This is a genomic window from Pseudomonas sp. C6002 (assembly GCF_013385805.1).
In the GTDB taxonomy this organism is placed as follows: Bacteria; Pseudomonadota; Gammaproteobacteria; order Pseudomonadales; family Pseudomonadaceae; genus Aquipseudomonas.
The window spans coordinates 62,632-81,076 of the sequence record NZ_JACAPH010000018.1 but is presented as its reverse complement, the minus strand read 5'-3'; the positions used below and the strand labels follow the sequence as shown (position 1 = coordinate 81,076).

Annotated in this window: 19 protein-coding genes, 1 tRNA gene and 1 pseudogene; 6 read left to right on the top strand and 15 right to left on the bottom strand. The window is 60.3% G+C overall.

Translation table 11 applies throughout. The features are described from left to right. Positions 1-183: 183 nt before the first annotated feature. Complete coding sequence (locus tag HX817_RS12760) at positions 184-1,476, top strand: MFS transporter (protein WP_003211917.1); 1,293 nt, start codon at positions 184-186, stop codon at positions 1,474-1,476. A 12-nt stretch (positions 1,477-1,488) separates the two neighbouring features. After that, positions 1,489-2,247, top strand: coding sequence for a substrate-binding domain-containing protein (locus HX817_RS12755; RefSeq protein ID WP_087692592.1), 759 nt, complete (start codon positions 1,489-1,491; stop codon positions 2,245-2,247). Here HX817_RS12755 and HX817_RS12750 read toward each other — a convergent pair. Then, positions 2,239-3,141 (bottom strand): LysR family transcriptional regulator, encoded by a 903-nt coding sequence (locus HX817_RS12750; protein WP_008437881.1) that lies wholly within the window; start codon positions 3,139-3,141, stop codon positions 2,239-2,241. The genes HX817_RS12755 and HX817_RS12750 overlap by 9 nt on opposite strands. Positions 3,142-3,806: 665 nt before the next feature. Between HX817_RS12750 and HX817_RS12745 the strand changes: the two genes are divergently transcribed. Then, positions 3,807-4,658, top strand: a complete 852-nt coding sequence (locus tag HX817_RS12745) for a hypothetical protein (protein ID WP_177040327.1) — start codon at positions 3,807-3,809, stop codon at positions 4,656-4,658. Here HX817_RS12745 and HX817_RS31620 read toward each other — a convergent pair. The 5 genes and pseudogenes from HX817_RS31620 to HX817_RS12725 all read right to left on the bottom strand — a co-directional run bounded on the left by HX817_RS31620 (position 4,627) and on the right by HX817_RS12725 (position 10,188). Beyond that, positions 4,627-5,436 (bottom strand): methyl-accepting chemotaxis protein, encoded by an 810-nt coding sequence (locus tag HX817_RS31620; RefSeq protein ID WP_371316412.1) that lies wholly within the window; start codon positions 5,434-5,436, stop codon positions 4,627-4,629. The genes HX817_RS12745 and HX817_RS31620 overlap by 32 nt on opposite strands. 48 nt (positions 5,437-5,484) lie before the next feature. Further along, a pseudogene (locus tag HX817_RS31615) lies at positions 5,485-6,252 on the bottom strand (MCP four helix bundle domain-containing protein); the annotation flags it as partial. 179 nt (positions 6,253-6,431) lie between these two features. Next, on the bottom strand, positions 6,432-7,457 hold the full coding sequence (locus tag HX817_RS12735; protein ID WP_177035881.1) for a histone deacetylase family protein: 1,026 nt from the start codon (positions 7,455-7,457) through the stop codon (positions 6,432-6,434). A 168-nt stretch (positions 7,458-7,625) separates the two neighbouring features. Further along, positions 7,626-8,855: a Zn-dependent hydrolase gene (locus tag HX817_RS12730; RefSeq protein WP_177040326.1), complete on the bottom strand. Its 1,230-nt coding sequence runs from the start codon at positions 8,853-8,855 to the stop codon at positions 7,626-7,628. 22 nt (positions 8,856-8,877) lie between these two features. Then, positions 8,878-10,188 carry an MFS transporter gene (locus HX817_RS12725; protein WP_177040325.1) on the bottom strand — a complete coding sequence of 437 codons (1,311 nt, stop codon included), beginning with the start codon at positions 10,186-10,188 and terminating at the stop codon, positions 8,878-8,880. A 159-nt stretch (positions 10,189-10,347) separates the two neighbouring features. Here HX817_RS12725 and HX817_RS12720 point away from each other — a divergent pair, with 159 nt between their 5' ends. From HX817_RS12720 to HX817_RS12710, 3 genes are all read left to right on the top strand, one after another. Then, on the top strand, positions 10,348-11,289 hold the full coding sequence (locus tag HX817_RS12720; RefSeq protein ID WP_003211934.1) for a LysR family transcriptional regulator: 942 nt from the start codon (positions 10,348-10,350) through the stop codon (positions 11,287-11,289). Between the two features lie 112 nt (positions 11,290-11,401). Beyond that, on the top strand, positions 11,402-12,223 hold the full coding sequence (locus HX817_RS12715; RefSeq protein WP_102368300.1) for an SDR family NAD(P)-dependent oxidoreductase: 822 nt from the start codon (positions 11,402-11,404) through the stop codon (positions 12,221-12,223). 26 nt (positions 12,224-12,249) lie between these two features. Further along, positions 12,250-13,278 carry an AraC family transcriptional regulator gene (locus HX817_RS12710; protein ID WP_003211939.1) on the top strand — a complete coding sequence of 343 codons (1,029 nt, stop codon included), beginning with the start codon at positions 12,250-12,252 and terminating at the stop codon, positions 13,276-13,278. Between the two features lie 2 nt (positions 13,279-13,280). Here HX817_RS12710 and HX817_RS12705 read toward each other — a convergent pair whose 3' ends face one another. The 9 genes from HX817_RS12705 to HX817_RS12665 form a co-directional block, all read right to left on the bottom strand. Beyond that, positions 13,281-14,048 carry an anti-sigma factor gene (locus HX817_RS12705; protein ID WP_177035877.1) on the bottom strand — a complete coding sequence of 256 codons (768 nt, stop codon included), beginning with the start codon at positions 14,046-14,048 and terminating at the stop codon, positions 13,281-13,283. Then, positions 14,045-14,542: an RNA polymerase sigma factor gene (locus tag HX817_RS12700; protein WP_003211943.1), complete on the bottom strand. Its 498-nt coding sequence runs from the start codon at positions 14,540-14,542 to the stop codon at positions 14,045-14,047. The genes HX817_RS12705 and HX817_RS12700 overlap by 4 nt, the downstream gene beginning before the upstream one ends. A 59-nt stretch (positions 14,543-14,601) precedes the next feature. After that, positions 14,602-15,153 carry a tetratricopeptide repeat protein gene (locus tag HX817_RS12695; protein ID WP_017479232.1) on the bottom strand — a complete coding sequence of 184 codons (552 nt, stop codon included), beginning with the start codon at positions 15,151-15,153 and terminating at the stop codon, positions 14,602-14,604. A 43-nt stretch (positions 15,154-15,196) separates the two neighbouring features. Beyond that, positions 15,197-15,754: a cytochrome b gene (locus tag HX817_RS12690; protein WP_087692600.1), complete on the bottom strand. Its 558-nt coding sequence runs from the start codon at positions 15,752-15,754 to the stop codon at positions 15,197-15,199. A 75-nt stretch (positions 15,755-15,829) separates the two neighbouring features. Continuing rightward, a complete protein-coding gene (locus HX817_RS12685; RefSeq protein WP_008437859.1) occupies positions 15,830-16,264 on the bottom strand; it encodes a DUF86 domain-containing protein in 435 nt (144 codons plus the stop codon). Beyond that, positions 16,254-16,649 carry a nucleotidyltransferase domain-containing protein gene (locus HX817_RS12680; RefSeq protein WP_087692601.1) on the bottom strand — a complete coding sequence of 132 codons (396 nt, stop codon included), beginning with the start codon at positions 16,647-16,649 and terminating at the stop codon, positions 16,254-16,256. Before HX817_RS12680 ends, HX817_RS12685 begins: the two co-directional genes overlap by 11 nt. Before the next feature lie 121 nt (positions 16,650-16,770). Further along, positions 16,771-16,860, bottom strand: a tRNA-Ser gene (locus tag HX817_RS12675). Positions 16,861-16,943: 83 nt separating this feature from the next. After that, positions 16,944-17,657, bottom strand: coding sequence for a phosphoribosylaminoimidazolesuccinocarboxamide synthase (gene purC / locus HX817_RS12670; protein ID WP_003211975.1), 714 nt, complete (start codon positions 17,655-17,657; stop codon positions 16,944-16,946). A gap of 28 nt (positions 17,658-17,685) precedes the next feature. After that, positions 17,686-18,444: an MBL fold metallo-hydrolase gene (locus HX817_RS12665; protein WP_008437853.1), complete on the bottom strand. Its 759-nt coding sequence runs from the start codon at positions 18,442-18,444 to the stop codon at positions 17,686-17,688. Between the last annotated feature and the right edge of the window lies 1 nt (position 18,445).

Genomic DNA, 18,445 nt, shown 5'->3' with positions numbered 1-18,445 from the left:
GTAAGAATTGGACACACTGGGCAAGCATAGATGAGGGAGCGGTTTTGTGTGCATCCGGCAATTGATAACCACGACGCATCAATACATGTAAACAACTCACTTATCATTTCCAAATGTGTCAGCCACTATCCGCGGTCTTAAGCGAAACAAGCACTTTAAAAAGAACGCTGGAGACACAAGAAAATGCAAAACCCTTCACGGCCTGACTCTGCCCGCTCCAAAGTCGGCGCGGTCTTTCGCGTCACCTCCGGCAACTTTCTCGAACAGTTCGACTTCTTTCTGTTCGGTTTCTATGCCACCTATATCGCCGCGGCCTTCTTCCCTGCCGCTAATGAATTTGCGTCATTAATGATGACCTTCGCCGTGTTCGGCGCGGGCTTTTTGATGCGTCCGCTGGGGGCTATCATCCTCGGCGCGTACATCGATGATGTGGGCCGTCGCAAAGGCTTGATCGTGACCCTGGCGATCATGGCCAGTGGCACCCTGCTGATCGTGCTGGTGCCCGGCTATCACACCATTGGTTTGTGGGCACCGCTGCTGGTGCTGATGGGCCGGCTGTTGCAAGGTTTCTCGGCCGGTGCCGAACTGGGCGGCGTGTCGGTGTACCTGGCCGAAATGGCCACCCCGGGCCGCAAGGGTTTCTATACCAGTTGGCAATCGGGTAGCCAGCAGATCTCCATCGTGGTCGCGGCCGCCCTGGGTTATGGCCTGAACCAGTGGATGGAACCAGCCGTGGTTGCCGATTGGGGCTGGCGCATTCCGTTCGCCATCGGCTGCGTGATCATCCCGTTCATCTTCGTCCTGCGCCGCAACCTGCAGGAAACCGAAGAGTTCGCCAACCGCAAGCATCGCCCGACCATGCGCGAAGTGCTGGCCACCCTGGTGAAGAACTGGACCATCGTGATCGGCGGCATGATGATGGTGGCGATGACCACCACGGCCTTCTACCTGATCACCGTGTACGCACCCACCTTCGGCAAAACCGTACTCAACCTGACCACCGCCGACGCCCTGCTGGTGACCTTGCTGGTGGCCGTGTCGAACTTCATCTGGCTGCCCATCGGTGGCACCCTCAGTGACCGTTTTGGCCGCAAGCCGGTGCTGATCGCCATGACTGCTTTGACCGTGCTGACCGCTTACCCGGCACTTTCCTACGTGGTCAATGCGCCAAGCTTCGCGCACATGCTGGAAACCCTGCTGTGGTTCTCCTTCCTCTACGGCATGTACAACGGTGCCATGATCCCGGCCCTGACCGAGATCATGCCGGTGGAAGTGCGTGTGGCGGGCTTCTCCCTGGCCTATAGCCTGGCGACCGCGATCTTCGGCGGTTTTACCCCGGCGATTTCCACCTGGTTTATCCACGAGACGGGCGACAAGGCATCGCCCGCCTACTGGCTGATGTTCGCCGCGCTGTGCGCCCTGTGCGCGACGTTCGCACTGTATCGCCGCGCCAGCGCCCGTCTGCAAGTTGCCTGAGGAGTCGCACTGATGAACCCCATGCTGAAAACACTGGCGGTACTGGCGATCGGTTCCCTGGCGATGGTCGCCCACGCCGAAGAGCTGAAAGTCATGACCTCCGGCGGCTTCACCGCTGCCTACAAGGTGCTGGGTGCGCAATACGCCACCCAGAGCGGCGACACCCTCGACACCATCCTCGGCCCGTCGATGGGCAAGGCGCCGGAAGCGATTCCCAACCGCCTGGCCCGTGGCGAACACGCCGACGTGGTGATCATGGTCGGCTACGCCCTGGATGAGCTGATCAAGCAAGGCAAGGTCGACAAAGCGTCCCGGGTTGAACTGGCGGACTCGCGCATCGGCCTGGTGGTCAAGGAAGGCGCGGCCAAGCCCTCGATTGCCACCGATGCCGAACTGAAGACGGTACTGACCAACGCCAAATCCGTCGCGTACTCGGACAGCGCCAGCGGCGTCTACGTCGAAAAGGAACTGTTCAAGAAGCTCGGCATGCCGTCCAAGGGCACCATGATCGAACGCATCCCGGTGGCCTCACAGGTGGCCAAGGGTGATTACGAAGTGGGCTTGCAACAGGTGTCCGAACTGCTGCCAATTCCAGGCGTGACCTACGTCGGAAAGATCCCTGAAGACGTGCAGTCCGTCACCCGTTTTGCCGCCGGCATTCCGGTAAATGCGCAGCACCCGGCGCAGGCGAAAAAGCTCCTGCAATTCCTCGCCTCGCCCCAGGCGCAACCCGTGGTGCAATCCACCGGCCTGGATTCGGTCTCACACTGACCGGAACGGCATCTCCCGCGTCAACCGCTCCAGTTCCAGTGCCGCCGGCGTCAACGTACGCCCGCGGCGCTTGATCAACCCCACGTTGCGCACCACCTCCGGCTCCACCAGCGGCACGCTCGTCAGAATCGGATGTTCGCCGCCCGGCATCGCAATCGACGGCACCATCGCCACCCCAAGCCCCGCCTCCACCAGCCCGATCATGGTCGTCACGTGATGGGTTTCGCAGATGCTTGGTTTCTTCACCCGCACGCCGCGCAGGGCCTGGTCCAGCAGGAAGCGGTTGCCTGAGGTCTTGTCCACGGTGATGTAGTCGTGCTCGTACGCCTCGGCCCACGTCACACTGGCGCGGTCCGCCAGCGGGTGCTCCCGGCGACAGGCCAGTACATAACGCTCCTGCAACAACAGCTCGAACTCCACCCCGTCTGCCAGGCTGCCGCTGAAACTCACGCCGAAATCCGCCTCGCCACTTTCCACTGCCGCACACACCTCGCCCGCACTCGCGTCCAAGACCCGCAGGCGAATCTTCGGATAGAGTTTGTGGAATTCGGAGATCACGTGGGGCATGAAGTAGTACGCGGTGGAGGGCACACAGGCGATGGTGACATTGCCCATGCGGGTCGAGGCGACGTTGCTGATGCCCATCAGGGCGATGTCCAGGTCATCGAGCATGCGCTCGACTTGCGGCAGGAACGCGCGGCCGACCATGGTCAGGCTGACCCGGCGCGTGGTGCGCTCGAAGAGTTTGACGTCGAGGGCGGATTCGAGCTTCTCGATACGCCGGCTGAGGGCCGGCTGGGAGATACGGATGGCTTCGGCCGCCGCACGGAAACTGCCCTTGTCTACGACGGCGCGGAAGGCCTGGAGGTCGTTGAGGTCGAAGTTGATGATCACGGGGGCAGCCATTGGTTGAGCAGATTTGGCGGGCATTATCGTATGGAGGCTGGCGGGATGCTATTGGCGCGGGCCACAGACTCGGGATTAGCCAATAACCCTACGGAAAATATGCGGTCATACATATCAGCAGGGAATTTGCGTGGGTTGGAAACGAGACTTCTGAAAAGCGTCAATACTGACAGCTCTTAGGTACCACCTCACAGGTCTAGCATGGGAAAAACAGTTGTCAGCACAACACTGCTGATTTGTCTTACTGGATGCGTAGGGATCCATCTAGCCCTTCCCGATGATAAAGATGCTCACACCAACACCCGACCACAACCTACCAAACGTGAATGGTGCGGAATGACTGTATGGGCTGTAGTTCCACTCCCACTGAAATTGCCTATGTGCAACTCGCCTCCTGCCAAATCCCCGCTGTATGCCTGCGGTCCCTTTATGTTTCTCGCACCACTCATGCATGGGTATAAAGGAAATTCTTTATGCGGGAAAATTCCTGCTTAGAGCCTCTTGCAGGATGACGACGACAATCAACCGCAGCGGCAATCTTTTCCACTCACGAATACAGACTGGTAACGCAATCAATGGATGAAACAATAAAAAGGACTTCCAGCCCTGCGCCTCTCTATCGAGCGCTTCGAGCGGGGTTGTGGCTCCTGGGTTTGCTCTGCCTTGCAGCTTTGGGCTTCTTCGCCTGGCAAAGCTTCTACCCGGTCAGTGCAGCCGAAGACTGGAGTGTTCATGTCGTCCACCGAGACGTAGCAAAGGCCGCATCACTGATGCCGATGCCCGACGGTTCGCTGATGGTGAGCCAGGAATTGAGCGATGGGCTTGGCAGTATCGTACGCATCTTGCCCGACGGAAAACGCGAGCTGGTTGTAGGAAAACTATCCAAGCCCGATGGCATGGTCGCCACTCAGGGCGGTTGGGTGTTCAGCCAGGAAGTGGACGGCGCGCCGGTCAGCTTCCTCAAGGACGGCGTCGTCACCGAGCTGTTCAGGGGAGAAAGCGTGCAAGGGCTGTGGGACGACGGCGAGTACCTGTATGCCATCGAAGACCGCAAGGTCGGGGCGCGGATTCTGCGCTATCACTGGAGCGACAGGACCTTGAGCGTCGTGCGTGACCAACTCAGCGAAGGCGAGTCGATTGTTCGCTGCACGGATGGGCGCATGCTCTACACAGAAAAGAAGAAGGGCGTGGTGCGAGAGCTGACCATCGACGGTAGCGACCCGGTGGTACTGAGCCATTTGAACAAACCCACCTTCCTGATGTGCGATGAACGCGGGTTATGGATCAACGAGGATTCCACCCACCGCGCGCGTTTGTTGTTGATCGACAAGCAAGGACGCCAGCAGACGATCCTGTCTTTCCTGAAGGCGCCACAGTCGATTGTGCGTACGACGAAGGGAACGTACCTGGTGGCCGAAGGGGGTCGTGACCGGATCCTGGAGCTGGTGCCATCCGTGGCACGACTAGACCCGGTTACAGCTGAAACCGCGCCACCGCCTCATTGAGCGACACGGCCAAGCGCGCCAGCTCTTGGCTCGACCCGTTGATCTGCCCCGCTCCCGAAGACGACTGCGCAGACAGGTCACGAATATTGACGATGTTGCGATCCACTTCCTTGGCCACCTGCGCCTGCTCCTCGGCGGCGCTGGCGATGACCAGGTTGCGCTGGTGAATCTGGTCGATGGAGTCGGTGATCTGGCTCAAGGCTCCACCGGCGCCTTCGGCCAGGATCAAGGTTTCGCTGGCCCGCTGGGTGCTCGATTGCATTGAGGTCAGTGCCTCGCTGGAGCCACTGCGCATCGCGGTGACCATCTGGTCGATTTCCAGGGTCGATTGCTGGGTGCGATGGGCCAGCGCACGCACTTCGTCGGCCACCACGGCAAAGCCACGCCCGGACTCACCGGCACGCGCCGCCTCGATGGCGGCGTTCAGGGCCAACAGGTTGGTCTGCTCGGCGATGGAGCGAATCACATCGAGCACCTTGCCGATGTCCCGCGATTGATCGGCGAGGTTTTGCACCAGGCTCGAGGTTTCACCGATGTTGGTACTCAACGCCTGAATCGCACTGACGGTTTCGCCGACGCGCTGCTGGCCGTCACGGGCCGTTTCATTGGAGAGCCGGGTGGATTCGGAAGTGGAGACCGCATTACGTGCCACCTCATCGGCGGCCGAGGTCATCTCGTTGACCGCGGTGGCGGCTTGCTCGATTTCAGCGGTCTGCTTTTGCAGGCTACGGCTGCTCTGGTCGGTGATGCCGTTGAGGTCGGTGGCCGACGCGGCCATCTGCCCGGCCGACTGGCGAATCAGCTGCAAGGTACTGCGCAGGCTGCCTTGCATGGTCTGCAACGCCACCAGCAGGCGCGTCACTTCGTCATCGCCGGTGACTTCAACGGTCTGGGTCAGGTCGCCTTGGGCGACGTTTTCTGCGGCGCGCACCGCGTGGCTGAGCGGGCCGACAATGCTACGCGTCAGCAACCAGGCCAGGGCCACGGTGCTCAACGCGGCCAGCAGCACGAAGCCGAAGACCATCGTGCGCGAGCGGCTGTACTGCAACTCGGCCGTCTGGCCCTGCAGGTTTATCTGGGCGTTGTAATAGTCGGCCAGGGCATTGAGCTGATTGCCGGAACCGTCGACCACGGTCTTCATGTCCACCAGCAGCAACTTGTTCAGCTCGGCGGTCTGCTGCTTGTCGGCGAGGATGAATGACTGAGTGAGACCTTGCTGATACTGACGCAGGGAGACCTGGAACTGATCATAAAGATTGCGTACCTCGGGGGTATCAATCACCGCATTCAGGTCGGCCAGTTTCTTCGTCAGATCCTGGCTGCGGGTGTCCATCTGGCTACGGTATTGCGAGAGGCTCGCGGGATTGGGATCAAGGGCCATGCGCAGGGAAATAGTGCGGATGCGCAGCATGATTTCGCGGATATCCGAGACCAGGCGCATTTTCGGCACCAGGCCACTTTCAACCTGCACGGCGCTTTCGCGGATGCTTGCCATGTTCGAGAGCGCAAAGAACCCCAACAGCGCCACGAGCAAGGCAATCAAGGCAAAACCGAGACCCGCACGGCGGGCGATGGACAGGCTGCGGAGCGACATGGCGATTGTTCTCATTATGAGCATACGACATCGTATGACAGAGTTTCGGCCAGTCGGGGCGGGACTTTAGGGGTGTCGACCAGAAGTTAAGAGATATAAATTATCGACGTGAAAGGCCCACGGGTCGGACGCGCCTTGAATGTATTTCCAAGGCAGTCCGGGGCGCTTTATTCAGCGGGTTACATTGACCACGCCTGCGCACTTGCAAAAAAAGCCTGAGCATTACTGTCCAGCGTTTCCAGGTGATACCCGCCCTCCTGCACGATCACACACGGCAACCCCAATCCACGAATGCACTCCCCCAGCCGCGCAAATCCTTCCCGCGTCACCGCCACTTTGCTTTGCGGATCCAGCTCGTAGATATCGAACCCCAGCGACAACACCAGCACGTCCGCCGAGAAGTCCTTCACTGCCTTCAATGCCAGTTCCAGCTTTTGGAAAAACACCGCCTCACTCGCGCCATGCGCCATCGGCAGGTTGAGGTTGAAGCCTTCCCCCTTGGCTGCGCCGCGCTCCTCCGCAAAGCCTGCAACCCCCGGATAGAAGTTGGTCGGGTCGCCATGAATCGACACGTACAGCACGTCATCACGCTCGTAGAAAATCTCCTGGATGCCTTGCCCATGGTGCATGTCGGTGTCGAGCACGGCGACGCGCTCGAAGCCAGCGCGCAACGCCTGCGCCGCAACCGCCGCGTTGTTGATATAGCAGAACCCACCGGCTGCATCAAAACGCGCGTGGTGGCCTGGCGGGCGGCACAGCGCGTAGGCCGCGGGTGCGCCGTCGAGGATGTCCCGGGCGGCAGCGACGGCGCTTTGGGCGGACCAATAGGCCGAGCGCCAGGTGAGTTCGCCAATTGGGCAACTGCCGTCGGCGAGGTAGCGCGCCGCCTGGGCAAGGATGCCGCGCAGGGCGTTGGGCTCGCGCACGAAGATGTTGGACATGACTTCGTCGCCCCAGTCTTCGGGGATTTCTTTCCAGCGCTGGTGGGCTTCCTGGAGGAAGGCCAGGTAGGCCGCACCGTGCACAGCCAGCAGTGGATCAAGGCCGTGGTCGTGGGGTTGCTGGATGTCGAAGCCCAGGTTTTGCGCGGCCAGCAGCAGATTGCGGGCGCGCTCCGGGACTTCCTGCGGGGTACGCATCTGGCCACGGGAGTAGTAGCTGCGAGGATGGTGCAGGAGTTGTTCGGGGTGGAAATAAGTACGCATGGGATTTCTCCTGATGGGCACACATCTGCGGTTGAACACCGGACCTGTAGGAGCTGGCTCGCCTGCGATTGCGGTGGCTCAGATACAAATTTGTTGCCTGAACCACCGCTATCGCAGGCAAGCCAGCTCCTACATTTTGATCGCGTTCAACCTTGCAGAAATGTTTCGTTAATTAGCCTGGCCGGCACGTTTCAACACGGCATTGAGCAATACATCGGTGCCCTGGCGAACATCCTCGGGCAGCACATCTTCGGCTTCGTTATGACTCAAGCCTCCCACGCACGGAATGAACACCATCGCCGTGGGGCAGAACCGCGCCAGGTGGATGGCGTCATGGCCAGCACCGCTGACAATCGATTGCTGGGCATAACCCAACGCATCCACGGCGGACTGCACACAGGCGACACACTCGGCATCAAACGGTGTCGCCGGGCTGATCCAGTGCGGGCTGACGGTGACGCTCAGACCACGTTGGGCGGCGATGTCCTGCAAGCGGGCACGCACCTGTTGCTCCATGGCTTCTATGTCGGCGTCGCGGTGATGACGCAGGTCGACGGTAAAATTCAGCAAGCCGGGAATGGTGTTGCGCGACGACTTGGCGATGCTCAATTCACCCACGGTCGTGAGGCCCTCAGGCGCAAAATCAGCCGCCAGGTTTTCCAGCGACTGGATCATCTGCGCGGCGCCATACAAGGCGTCCTTGCGCAGTGGCATCGGCGTGGTCCCGGCATGGGCGGCCATGCCCTCCACGCGCACGTCGAGCCAGCGAATCGCCTGCCCACCGGTGACCACGCCAATGCTCTTGGCGTTGTCTTCCAGAATAGGACCTTGCTCGATGTGCGCTTCAAAATACGCATCCACCGCGCCACCCAAGGGGCGCTCGCCGTTGTAGCCGGTGCTGCGCAACGCATCCGCCACGCTGACACCGGCGACATCCCGGGTGGCCAGCGCGTTATCCAACGCCAAGGTGCCGGTGAACACCGCCGAGCCGAGCATGGCCGGGGTAAACCGGGCGCCCTCCTCGTTGGTCCACACCGCGATTTCCAGCGGTTTGCGGGTCTTGATGCCGTGGTCGTCGAGGCTGCGGATCACTTCCAGTCCGGCCAGCACACCATAGACGCCATCAAAACGCCCCCCTTCCGGCTGGGTGTCGAGGTGGCTGCCCATCATCACCGGCACAGCTTCAGGGTCGGTGCCAGCCCGGCGGGCGAACAGGTTGCCGATGGCATCGACGCTCAGGGTCAGCCCGGCCTCTTCACACCAGCGGCTGAACAGTGCGCGGCCCGCCTGGTCTTCGGCGCTCAACGCCAGGCGGCAACTGCCACCGCGGGCCGTGGCGCCGATCTCGGCCATGGCCATCAGGCTGGCCCACAGGCGCTCGCCATCAATCTTCAACATACACATTCTCCAATCAAACGCTTCAAGCCATTTCAAGACGGTGGGCGGTGGCGTGACGCCGGGACAACGCAAGTACGCACAGCAGCGAAACCGCCGCGATCGCGCTGTAGAACACAGCCATCGGCCACCACTGGCCCTGGTATTCATGGGCCAGCCAGGTGCCGATCAACGGCGTGAGGCCACCGGCCAGCGCGCCGCACACTTGATAGGCCAGGGAGATGGCGGTGTAGCGCACGCGGGTTTCGAACAAGCCGCTGACGAAGCCGGCGATCACCGCATAAAACGAGGCCATGCACACCACGGCCAGGGCGATGCCGAGGATGATCAATGGCGCCTGGCCGCTGCTGACAAGCACGAACATCGGATAAGGCGAGGCCATCGCAAGCACGCTCATCGCACACAGAAAACGAGTGGCACCGACCTTCTCCGCCACCCAGGCCGCCAGCGGCTGGACACAGAACTGGATGATGGCCACGACAAACAGGCATTCCAGAATCAACGAGCGCGGCAGGTTAAGTTGCTGGGTGGTGTAGGCAATCATGAAGGTGTTGGTGAAATACACCCCGGCAATCCCCAGGGTGTTGGCGCCGATGCACAGCAGCAGCGGGCGCCAGGCCGTTTTCAGCACTTCGATCACCGGGGCCTGATCCTGAGTGATGGTCCGGGCCTTTTCTGCCTTGGCTTTGTCTTCCAGGAACTCAGGCGATTCGTTGACGCCCAGGCGGATTGCCAGACCGACGATCAACAACAAGGCACTGGCCAGGAACGGCACGCGCCAGCCCCAACTGAGCAGGTCGGCCTCCGGCAAACGGGTTACCGCACTGAAGGCCAGCAACGACAGGATCAAACCCGCCGGGCTACCCAGTTGCGCAAAGGAGGCAAAGAAATTGCGACGGCCTTTGGGTGCATGTTCGCCGGCCATCAGCACCGCCCCGCCCCACTCGCCGCCAACGGCGATGCCCTGCACGATGCGCAGCAGCACCAGCAACACCGGCGCCGCGACGCCGATCTGCGCATAGGTCGGCAACAGGCCGATACATACGGTGACCACGCCCATCATCACCAAGGTGATCACCAGGGATTTCTTGCGACCGATACGGTCACCGATATGCCCAAACACAATGCCGCCCAATGGCCGGGCGAAAAAGCCCACGGCAAAGGTGCCGAACGCGGCCATGGTGCTGAACAGTTTGTCGTCGGAAGGGAAGAACAATTGACCGAACACCAGCGCGGCGGCGGTGGCGTAAATGTAAAAGTCGTACCACTCGATCATGGTGCCGATGAAAGCGGCGGCCGCGGCACGGCGCGGCTGCGGCGAAGCGGAAGGCTTCATGGGGCTGGCTCCTTTGGTTATTTTTTTGGCAGGAGAAAGGACTGGCGCACGCGCTCTGATGGCGCTGGTTGAGGGTGATTTTTCGTCTCAGCCCTATGATTAGTCAATTTTCTATTTATTATTCCGATTATAAATCCTGCTTATTATCGAGCTGTCGACATGCCTGAAAACCGCCGCGATGTTCATCCGCTGCTCAATGACCGCCTGGACTGGAACCTGTTGCGCACCTTCCGGGTGATCGGCCAGGAGTTGAGCATCAGTCGCGCCGCCGCCCGCCTGCACCTCACCCAGCCGGCCATCAGCCAGGCGCTCAAGCGCCTGGAAGAACAGCTCGACTGCCAGTTGATCGCCCGGCGCGGCCCGCGCTTCGTGCTGACCGAAGCCGGCGAGCAGATCTTCGCGATCGCCGGCGAGATGTATGGCCAGGTCTCGCAGATGAGCAACGCCCTGCAAAAGCCTGGCGACGAGGTGCTTGGCAAAGTGCGGTTGCTGATGATCAGCCGGATCAGTTCGGACACCTTTGATGACTTCCTGGCGGACTTCCATCGCCAGCATCCCCGGGTCGACCTGGACGTTGAGGTGATGCGCAGCTCTGACATCGTCGCCGCCCTGCTGGAGAAAACCGCGACGCTGGGCCTGAGCCTCAATCGCCGGCCGCAACCACGGCTGGAGCAGCACCTGTTCCTGCGTCAGCGTTATGCATTTTTTTGCGGGCGGCATCACCCGTTGTTCGGACGCACCGGGCTGGCGGAGGGAGATTTGCAGTCGGAGAACTTCGTGAGTTTTACCAGCGACCAGATCGGCGGGATGCTCTCGCCGTTGACGATCTTTCGCGACCAGCAGGGCTTCAGCGGGCGCATCGTGGCGTCGTCCTCCAGCCTGGAGGAAGTGCGGCGCCTGGTGATTGCCGGGTTTGGCCTGGGCTGCCTGCCGATTCATGTGGTGGCCGAGGATGTGAAGCATGGGTTGCTCTGGCGCTTGCCGCCAGACGAAGGGATTACCGACGTGGATATCCACCTGCTGTGGAACCGTGAGCAGAAGATGAGCCGGGCGGAGACGGTGTTTATCGAAAGCCTGTCGGCACGGTTGGCCGCAGAATAAATGGCGTGATATGCAAGTCACTTGGCGGCCTCTTGCTAGTGTATGAGAGAGGCCCGTCGACCATCATTCGTTCACAAGTTACTCCCGCAGTCTCAAACGAAGAGGTGTTCGAATGTCCAGGATATGGTTTATCACCGGCAGTTCCCGCGGCCTCGGCCGCTCGATTACCGTAGCCGCCCTGCGCGCCGGTGATCGTGTGGTTGCCACCGCGCGCAATCCCAAGCAGTTGGATGACCTGGTGGCCGACTACGGCGAGGCGATTTATCCGGTCACGCTGGACGTGACCAACAACCAGCAGGTGCTGGAAGCGGTGGATGCCGCGGTGAAACATTTTGGTCGCCTGGATGTGGTGGTCAATAACGCCGGCTACGGTGACCTGGCGTCGGTGGAAGATGTGACGCTGGAGGATTTTTCCGCGCAGATCAGCACCAACTTCTATGGTGTGGTGCACGTGAGCAAGGCGGTGGTGCCGGTGCTGCGCGCCCAGGGCCGTGGGCATATCTTCCAGGTATCGTCGTTGGGTGGCCGCATCGGCATGGCCGGCCTGGCCGCTTATCAGAGTGCGAAATGGGCAGTCGGTGGATTTTCCACAGTACTGGCACAGGAAGTCACGCCACTGGGCATCCAGGTGACCGTGCTGGAGCCGGGCGGCATGCGCACGGACTGGTCGGGCAGTTCCATGACGATTCCGGCCATCAGTGAGCCCTACCAACAAACGGTCGGCGCCCTGGTTGAATTGCTCAACTCCCCCGGCATCCTGCCGACGGGTCCGGACCGGGTTGCCGAAATCGTGCTGGAGCTGGCACTGAACAAAGACGCCCCGCTACGCTTGCTGATCGGCAGCGATGCCGTGCAATACGCCGCCCGGGCAGCGGCAGACTTGGCCGAGTCGGATAAGAAGTGGCATGACCTCAGCGTGTCAGCCTCGGACTAATCTCACGCTTTTGAAAAAGGTGCCGCATGCCTGACGTGACCCAACCCCGTTTCAACATACCGGATGTGTTCTGGCTGGCGCTGCAGAGCGTCGGGCTGGAGCCGTCGGTGGTGTTGCGTCAGGCACGCTTGCCCATGACCCTGCATATCCGCGAGCGGCGAGACCGGCGGCAGGTGACGACGCTGGAGTTCTTTCGCTTGTGGGAGGCGGTGCGCATACTTAATCCTGATCCGGCTGTCGGGATATTACTGGTGACGCGGCTGGATATCACCGCGCTTCCACCCTCCAGCTTTGCCGCTTTTATCGCCCGGGATTATCGCGATGGCCTGCACCGCCTCGCCCGCTTCAAGCAATTGTGCACACCCGAGCGCCTGCTGGTTTGCGAGGATGGCCGTGCCTGTACGGTGACCATCGACTGGTTGCACACGCCAGAATTACCGCCTGCGCTGCTGGTGGATGCGGCGTTTGCGACGTTTGTTGAATTGGGGCGAAGGGGAGCACGGACGCAGATCACTCCCCTGCAGGTCGAACTGGTTCGCCCGGACGATGGCAGCCGTGCACTGGCCGAGTTTTTCGGTTGCTCCGTGCGTTTTGGTGCCGGGCGCAACGCGCTGATACTGGACGCCGCCGATCTGGACCGACCTTTTCCGGGGTACAACCCGCAAATGCTCGAAATGCTGAACCCGGGCCTGGTGGCAGCGCTTGCCGAGGCCTCGACACCGGCCAGCATCAGCCATCAGGTCAAGATCACCCTCAAGCGCTTCCTGGCCAGTGGCCGCCCCGAGATGGTCGAGGTAGCGCGGGAGCTGGGCATGAGCGAACGCACGTTGCAACGGCGCATTACCGAGGCCGGCACCAGTTTTCGGCAACTGATGCTGGAAACCCGCCAGGAAGTGGTGCGGCATCTGCTCACCGAGCCGTCAATTGAGATAGACGAGATCGCGTGCCTGGTGGGCTATGAAGATACCAACTCGTTTTATCGTGCGTTTCGTTCCTGGGAGGGGACGACGCCGGCTCGGTGGCGGGCGTTGCAGACGCCCTCATCGTCTCATTGACGCTATGCCGACAAAGCCTTCTCGGCACTGCGCGCCATGATCTGCAAATCCTCGAACGGGTTTCTGCCAATCAACATGAACGCATGGGACGGGCTGGACCAAAACACCACGTTCATGCCCCGGCGCTGTTCGGTGGCCATGGCCACCGCACCTTTTTTCGCCGCCGTAATGCACAGCGCCAGCGGGCCGTGGCGCGCGTCGAGGTAGGTCAGTTGGCCGATCAGTACGCCGTCATAATCAAGGATTTGTGCGCGGCGAAATTCGGCGCCAGGCAGGTGTACTGCATCCGGGTTCAACGACAGGCCGAGCTGGGTCCCGACCGAACTCAGCTGGGCGATATGGGAGTCGGGATCGGCGCTGAGGTTTTCCAGGGTCTGGGGCGTATACAGCGCCATGTATTCGGCCACCGAGGCACGCCAGCCCGAACCGGGCTCAGGCCGGGGCCAGGTCATGAACAATCGATCAGCGACCACACCTGCCACCGCAAAGCTTGCTGCTACCGCGAGAAATTTGCGTCGACTCAGGGTCGGTGTTTGTGCCGGCGGCAACGCATCGAGCATCACCTGCAAACGCTCTGTAGGGGCTTGATCGAGAACCGAATCGAAGGCTGATTTGAACGGCAAGTGGCCGCGCTTGAGCAGTTCCAAGCGGGCTGTCACGGCAGGATCGATCCCCAGCAGGTTATCGATAAGCTGGCGCTGCTGAGGGTCTAACTCACCGTCCAGGTAAGCCACCAGCAGTTCATCCGACGGTGGTGTATTTTGAGTCATCGTCGTTCTCCGCTCGATTTATCCAACAAGCCGCTTGAGTGCGCAGTTTCAGCCAGCTTCATGCGTGCAGCGGCCAACCGGCTCATCACCGTTCCTACGGGAATATGCAGGACTTCGGCAATTTCCTTGTATGAGAGGCCTTCGACGTAGGCCAGAAAAACAGTCTCCCGCTGCGCTTCGGGTAATGCATTGACGCGCTTGATCACCTGCGCGGCCAGGACCTGGTCCTGAGCCAGGGCTTCACCGTCGAACGACAACGCCTGCTCGGCGTCGACAAACCCCTGCCCTTGCCGTACTCGCTGGGCGCGCAATTCGTTAAGCCAGATCGAATGCATGATCGTCAGCAACCAGCGGTCCAGCCGCGTGCCAGCCACGAACTGGCCTGCACGCTCCAACGCCCGCACGCAGGTGGCTTGCACCAGGTCATCAGCCACATGCTTTTGTCGCGACAGCACCAGCCCGTATCGCCATAAACGTGGCAACAGCTGGCTCAACTCTCGGCGCAACTCAGCGTCTGTGGTGATGGCAATCTCCCGGCTGTTCGCTCACAGCTTCAAGCCTGAGGCGCGGCGGCGATGGCTTCAGCCAGGTCTTCGTACTCTTCGCAGGTGGTGCTGCACAACGCCTTGATCTTCACCAGTTGCTCCTGGGCCAGGTCCACACGGCCCTTGATGACGTAGGCTTCCCCCAGGTACTCACGGACTTGTGCGTAGTTGGGGTCCAGTGCCACGGACTTCAGGTAGTAGCTGATGCCTTCATCGGTGCGCCCCAGTTTGCGGGTGGCGTAGCCGCGGTAGTTCAGGGCCTTGGCGGTGTTCGGGTTTTGCAGGGTGTCGAGCAGTGACAAGGCTTCTTCATAACGCCCGTCCTTGGCCAGGCGATAGGCGTAGTCGGTGCGGTCGGCGTCCGACGTGGCCTTGCTGGTTTGCAGCACGCACTTGCCGGTCTTGGTATCCCAGACCTGGCCTTTGGGGCAGTTGGGCTTGGGCGGCGCCGATTCGTCACCGGAGGCATGGGCCTGGCCGGCCAATAGCGCGGCGGCCATACAGGCGCCAAAGAACAAAGCGGTGCGGTAACCAACGGCGTGCTCGGGACGATTCTTCATGGCATTCATGCTCCGTAACGATAGGGAAAGTACAGCAGCAAACTCAGTAGGGAAGATCGCCACGAGGGGCCGGCAGCATGCGGCGCAACGTGCTGTCGCGCTGGATGTAGTGATGCCACAGCGCGGCGCAGGCATGCAGCCCGGCGAGTACGATGATCGCCCAGGCGACATTGTTGTGCAGGCCACCCAGAGTGCCTCGCAATTCGTGATCGATCACAAAAGGCGCTGGCACCGGGAACAGTCCGAAAAAGTTGAAGGGCTCGCCCTGGGCCCAGCGGAACAGGAAGCCCAGGGTCACCTGCGTCAGTAACAACAGGTATAGACAGCCGTGGGCGATTTTGGCGGCCACGTTAAGCGCAGGGTGATTGTCGGCCTTTGGGTGATTGCCGCCGAACACACGCCAGAGGATACGTGCAGCGATCAGCACCGCCATGGCGATGCCCAGGGAGATATGGACCGATTGCAGGCCCTTGCGCAGTGGCGTGCCTTTTTCCAGGTTTTCCCAGACGTGGGCGCTGGCGAACATGAAGATCACCAGGGCGGCGGTCAGCCAGTGGAAGGTGCGGGTCAGGCGGTCGTAGCGGTCGGCGGGATTGTTCATGGGCGTTTCCTGAGTGGTCTGTGTGGTGAACACCGCAGCAGGAAAACTTATTCAGAGGGATGGAAAATTTACAGATTAGACTTGTTTATTTTCCAACCCCGCATCCTTGGTCAAAATATGCGAACTAAATGCTAGAAACTCATCCAGGTGTTTTGTAATGATCGCTACAGTAATCGGCAATTGAAGCGTCTGGTACTCGTGAACAGCAATGTTACGGAACCCGACCATGTTCTTCAGGTTGGTCAGCAACGCAGGATTGACCCAACCGCCCTGACATAACAACTCAAACACGTCACGAGCTCCTTGTGGAACACCCAGGCGCTCACGACGAATCAAGTGTTGGCCCATGTCCAGCGCTGCCTCACAGGCACGCTGAATATTAAAAATCGCCGCATCCTGGCGCGTGAAATCTGTGGCGAAGCTGGTGGGATCCTTATCGTATTCCTGACGGGCGCGAGCAACGCACCGCTCAATGCTGGCTGCTTTATTGATGAGAACATCATCGACCATAAACTTTCCCTTCCTTCTGGATATCCGCCAACAACTCAGCCCTTGCCGTGTCCAGCGCGGTTTTTTCGCTCAGGACGTAGCTCTCGAATAGACCCGCCTGGACGTTCCCGGACCAGAGCCGACGCCCAGTGGTCAATACTTGGTATTGCATTACCGTTGAGGCTGCGCGCAAATCAAGCAAGTCGACGGGAACTCCAACGATATCAGCCAACTCCCCAGACAGCTGCCATAGCAATAAAGGCTCGACCACTCCCGCAGAAAGGACCGCAACATCCAGATCACTCTCACTACCTGCCTCACCCGTCACTTGGCTACCGAACACATACACAGCCAATAGCTCGGGAACTTCAGCCTGCAAATGCGCCAGTACTTTTTTAAAATTCATGACCGATGTCCGAAGCGCCAATTAACGAAGACCGTAGCAGAATTCAGTATGCAGTTTCTGACTGAAAGCAAAAAACCCCCGACAACATTGAAGTTATCGGGGGTTTTTCATTTTTCAATAATGGCGGAGAGATAGGGATTCGAACCCTAGGTACCGGTGAAGGTACAACGGATTTCGAATCCGTCCCATTCGGCCACTCTGGCATCTCTCCAACGGCGCGCATCATAACAGCCTGTTTCCTGGAAGCAAAGCGCAAAAGCGATTTTTTTCCGTGCTATCAGATGCTTGCGTCGATTACAGCGGTACGCCGAGACGGTTGGCGACTTCTTCGTAGGCTTCGATAACGTCACCGAGGCCCTGGCGGAAGCGGTCTTTGTCCATCTTCTTGCGAGTGTCTTTGTCCCACAGGCGGCAGCCGTCCGGGCTGAATTCGTCGCCCAGGACGATGGAGCCGTCGTGGAACACGCCGAATTCCAGTTTGAAGTCCACCAGCAGCAGGCCGGCGTCGTCGAACAGTTTGCTCAGGACGTCGTTGACCTTCAGCGACAGCTCCTTCATGCGAGCCAGTTGCTCAGCGGTGCCCCAACCAAATGCCACCACGTGGGATTCGTTGATGAACGGGTCACCCTTGGCGTCGTCTTTCAGGAACAGCTCGAAGGTGTAGGGGTTGAGCTTGAGGCCCTCCTCCACGCCCAAACGCTTCACCAGGCTGCCGGCCGCATAGTTACGCACGACGCACTCGACCGGGATCATGTCGAGTTTTTTCACCAGGCATTCGTTGTCGCCCAGCAGTTTGTCGAATTGGGTCGGAATGCCGGCCGCTTCGAGTTTCTGCATGATGAAGGCGTTGAACTTGTTGTTCACCATGCCTTTGCGGTCGAGCTGTTCGATGCGCTTGCCGTCGAACGCCGAGGTGTCGTTGCGAAACAGCAGGATCAAGCGGTTGGCGTCGTCGGTCTTGTAAACCGATTTGGCTTTGCCGCGGTAGAGTTCTTCACGTTTTTCCATGATGGGCTCCGCTTGCTAAGTAGGTGGGCTAGGCGATGTGTCGCCAGTCGAGCCCTGAATCTTGATCGGCCAGTTGCAGCCAGTCCGGGTCGCACCCAAGGGTGTCGACAAAACATTGCCGGGCCAGCTGCGGCAGGTTGTTCTTGCTGCTCAGGTGGGCCAGGACCAGGTGTTGCAGGTCTTGCCAGCCCAACTCATACACCAGGTACGCCGCCTGGTGGTTGTTCAAATGTCCAAACTGCCCGCCGACCCGCTGCTTGAGAAAGGCCGGGTAGTGGCCACGCGCAAGCAGGTCACGGCAGTGGTTGGACTCGATCATCAATGCGTCGAGGTCCCGGTAACCGTCCAGCACCTTGGCGCAGTACGAACCCAGGTCAGTGAGCAGGCCAAAACGCCGTTCACCGTCACTGAATACGTATTGCGTCGGTTCCTGGGCATCGTGGGCCACTTCAATCACATCGATGCTCAAGGCACCGATCTGCAATTGTTCGCCACCGGCCAGCAAACCTGCGGGCTCAATCGGTTTGCGCATCCCGCGCAAGGTGCCGCGACTCAGGTACACCGGAAGATTGTAGCGCCGAGACAGCAAACCCACGCCATGCACGTGGTCGGCATGTTCGTGGGTCACCAGAATCGCGCTCAGCTGCGTGGGGTGAACCCCCAGGCGCAGCAGGCGCCGCTCGGTTTCCCGCAGGGAGAAACCACAATCCACCAGGACGTACGTGTCGTCGTGGGCTACAAGCGTGCCGTTCCCTTGGCTACCGCTGCCGAGAACGGCAAAACGCATC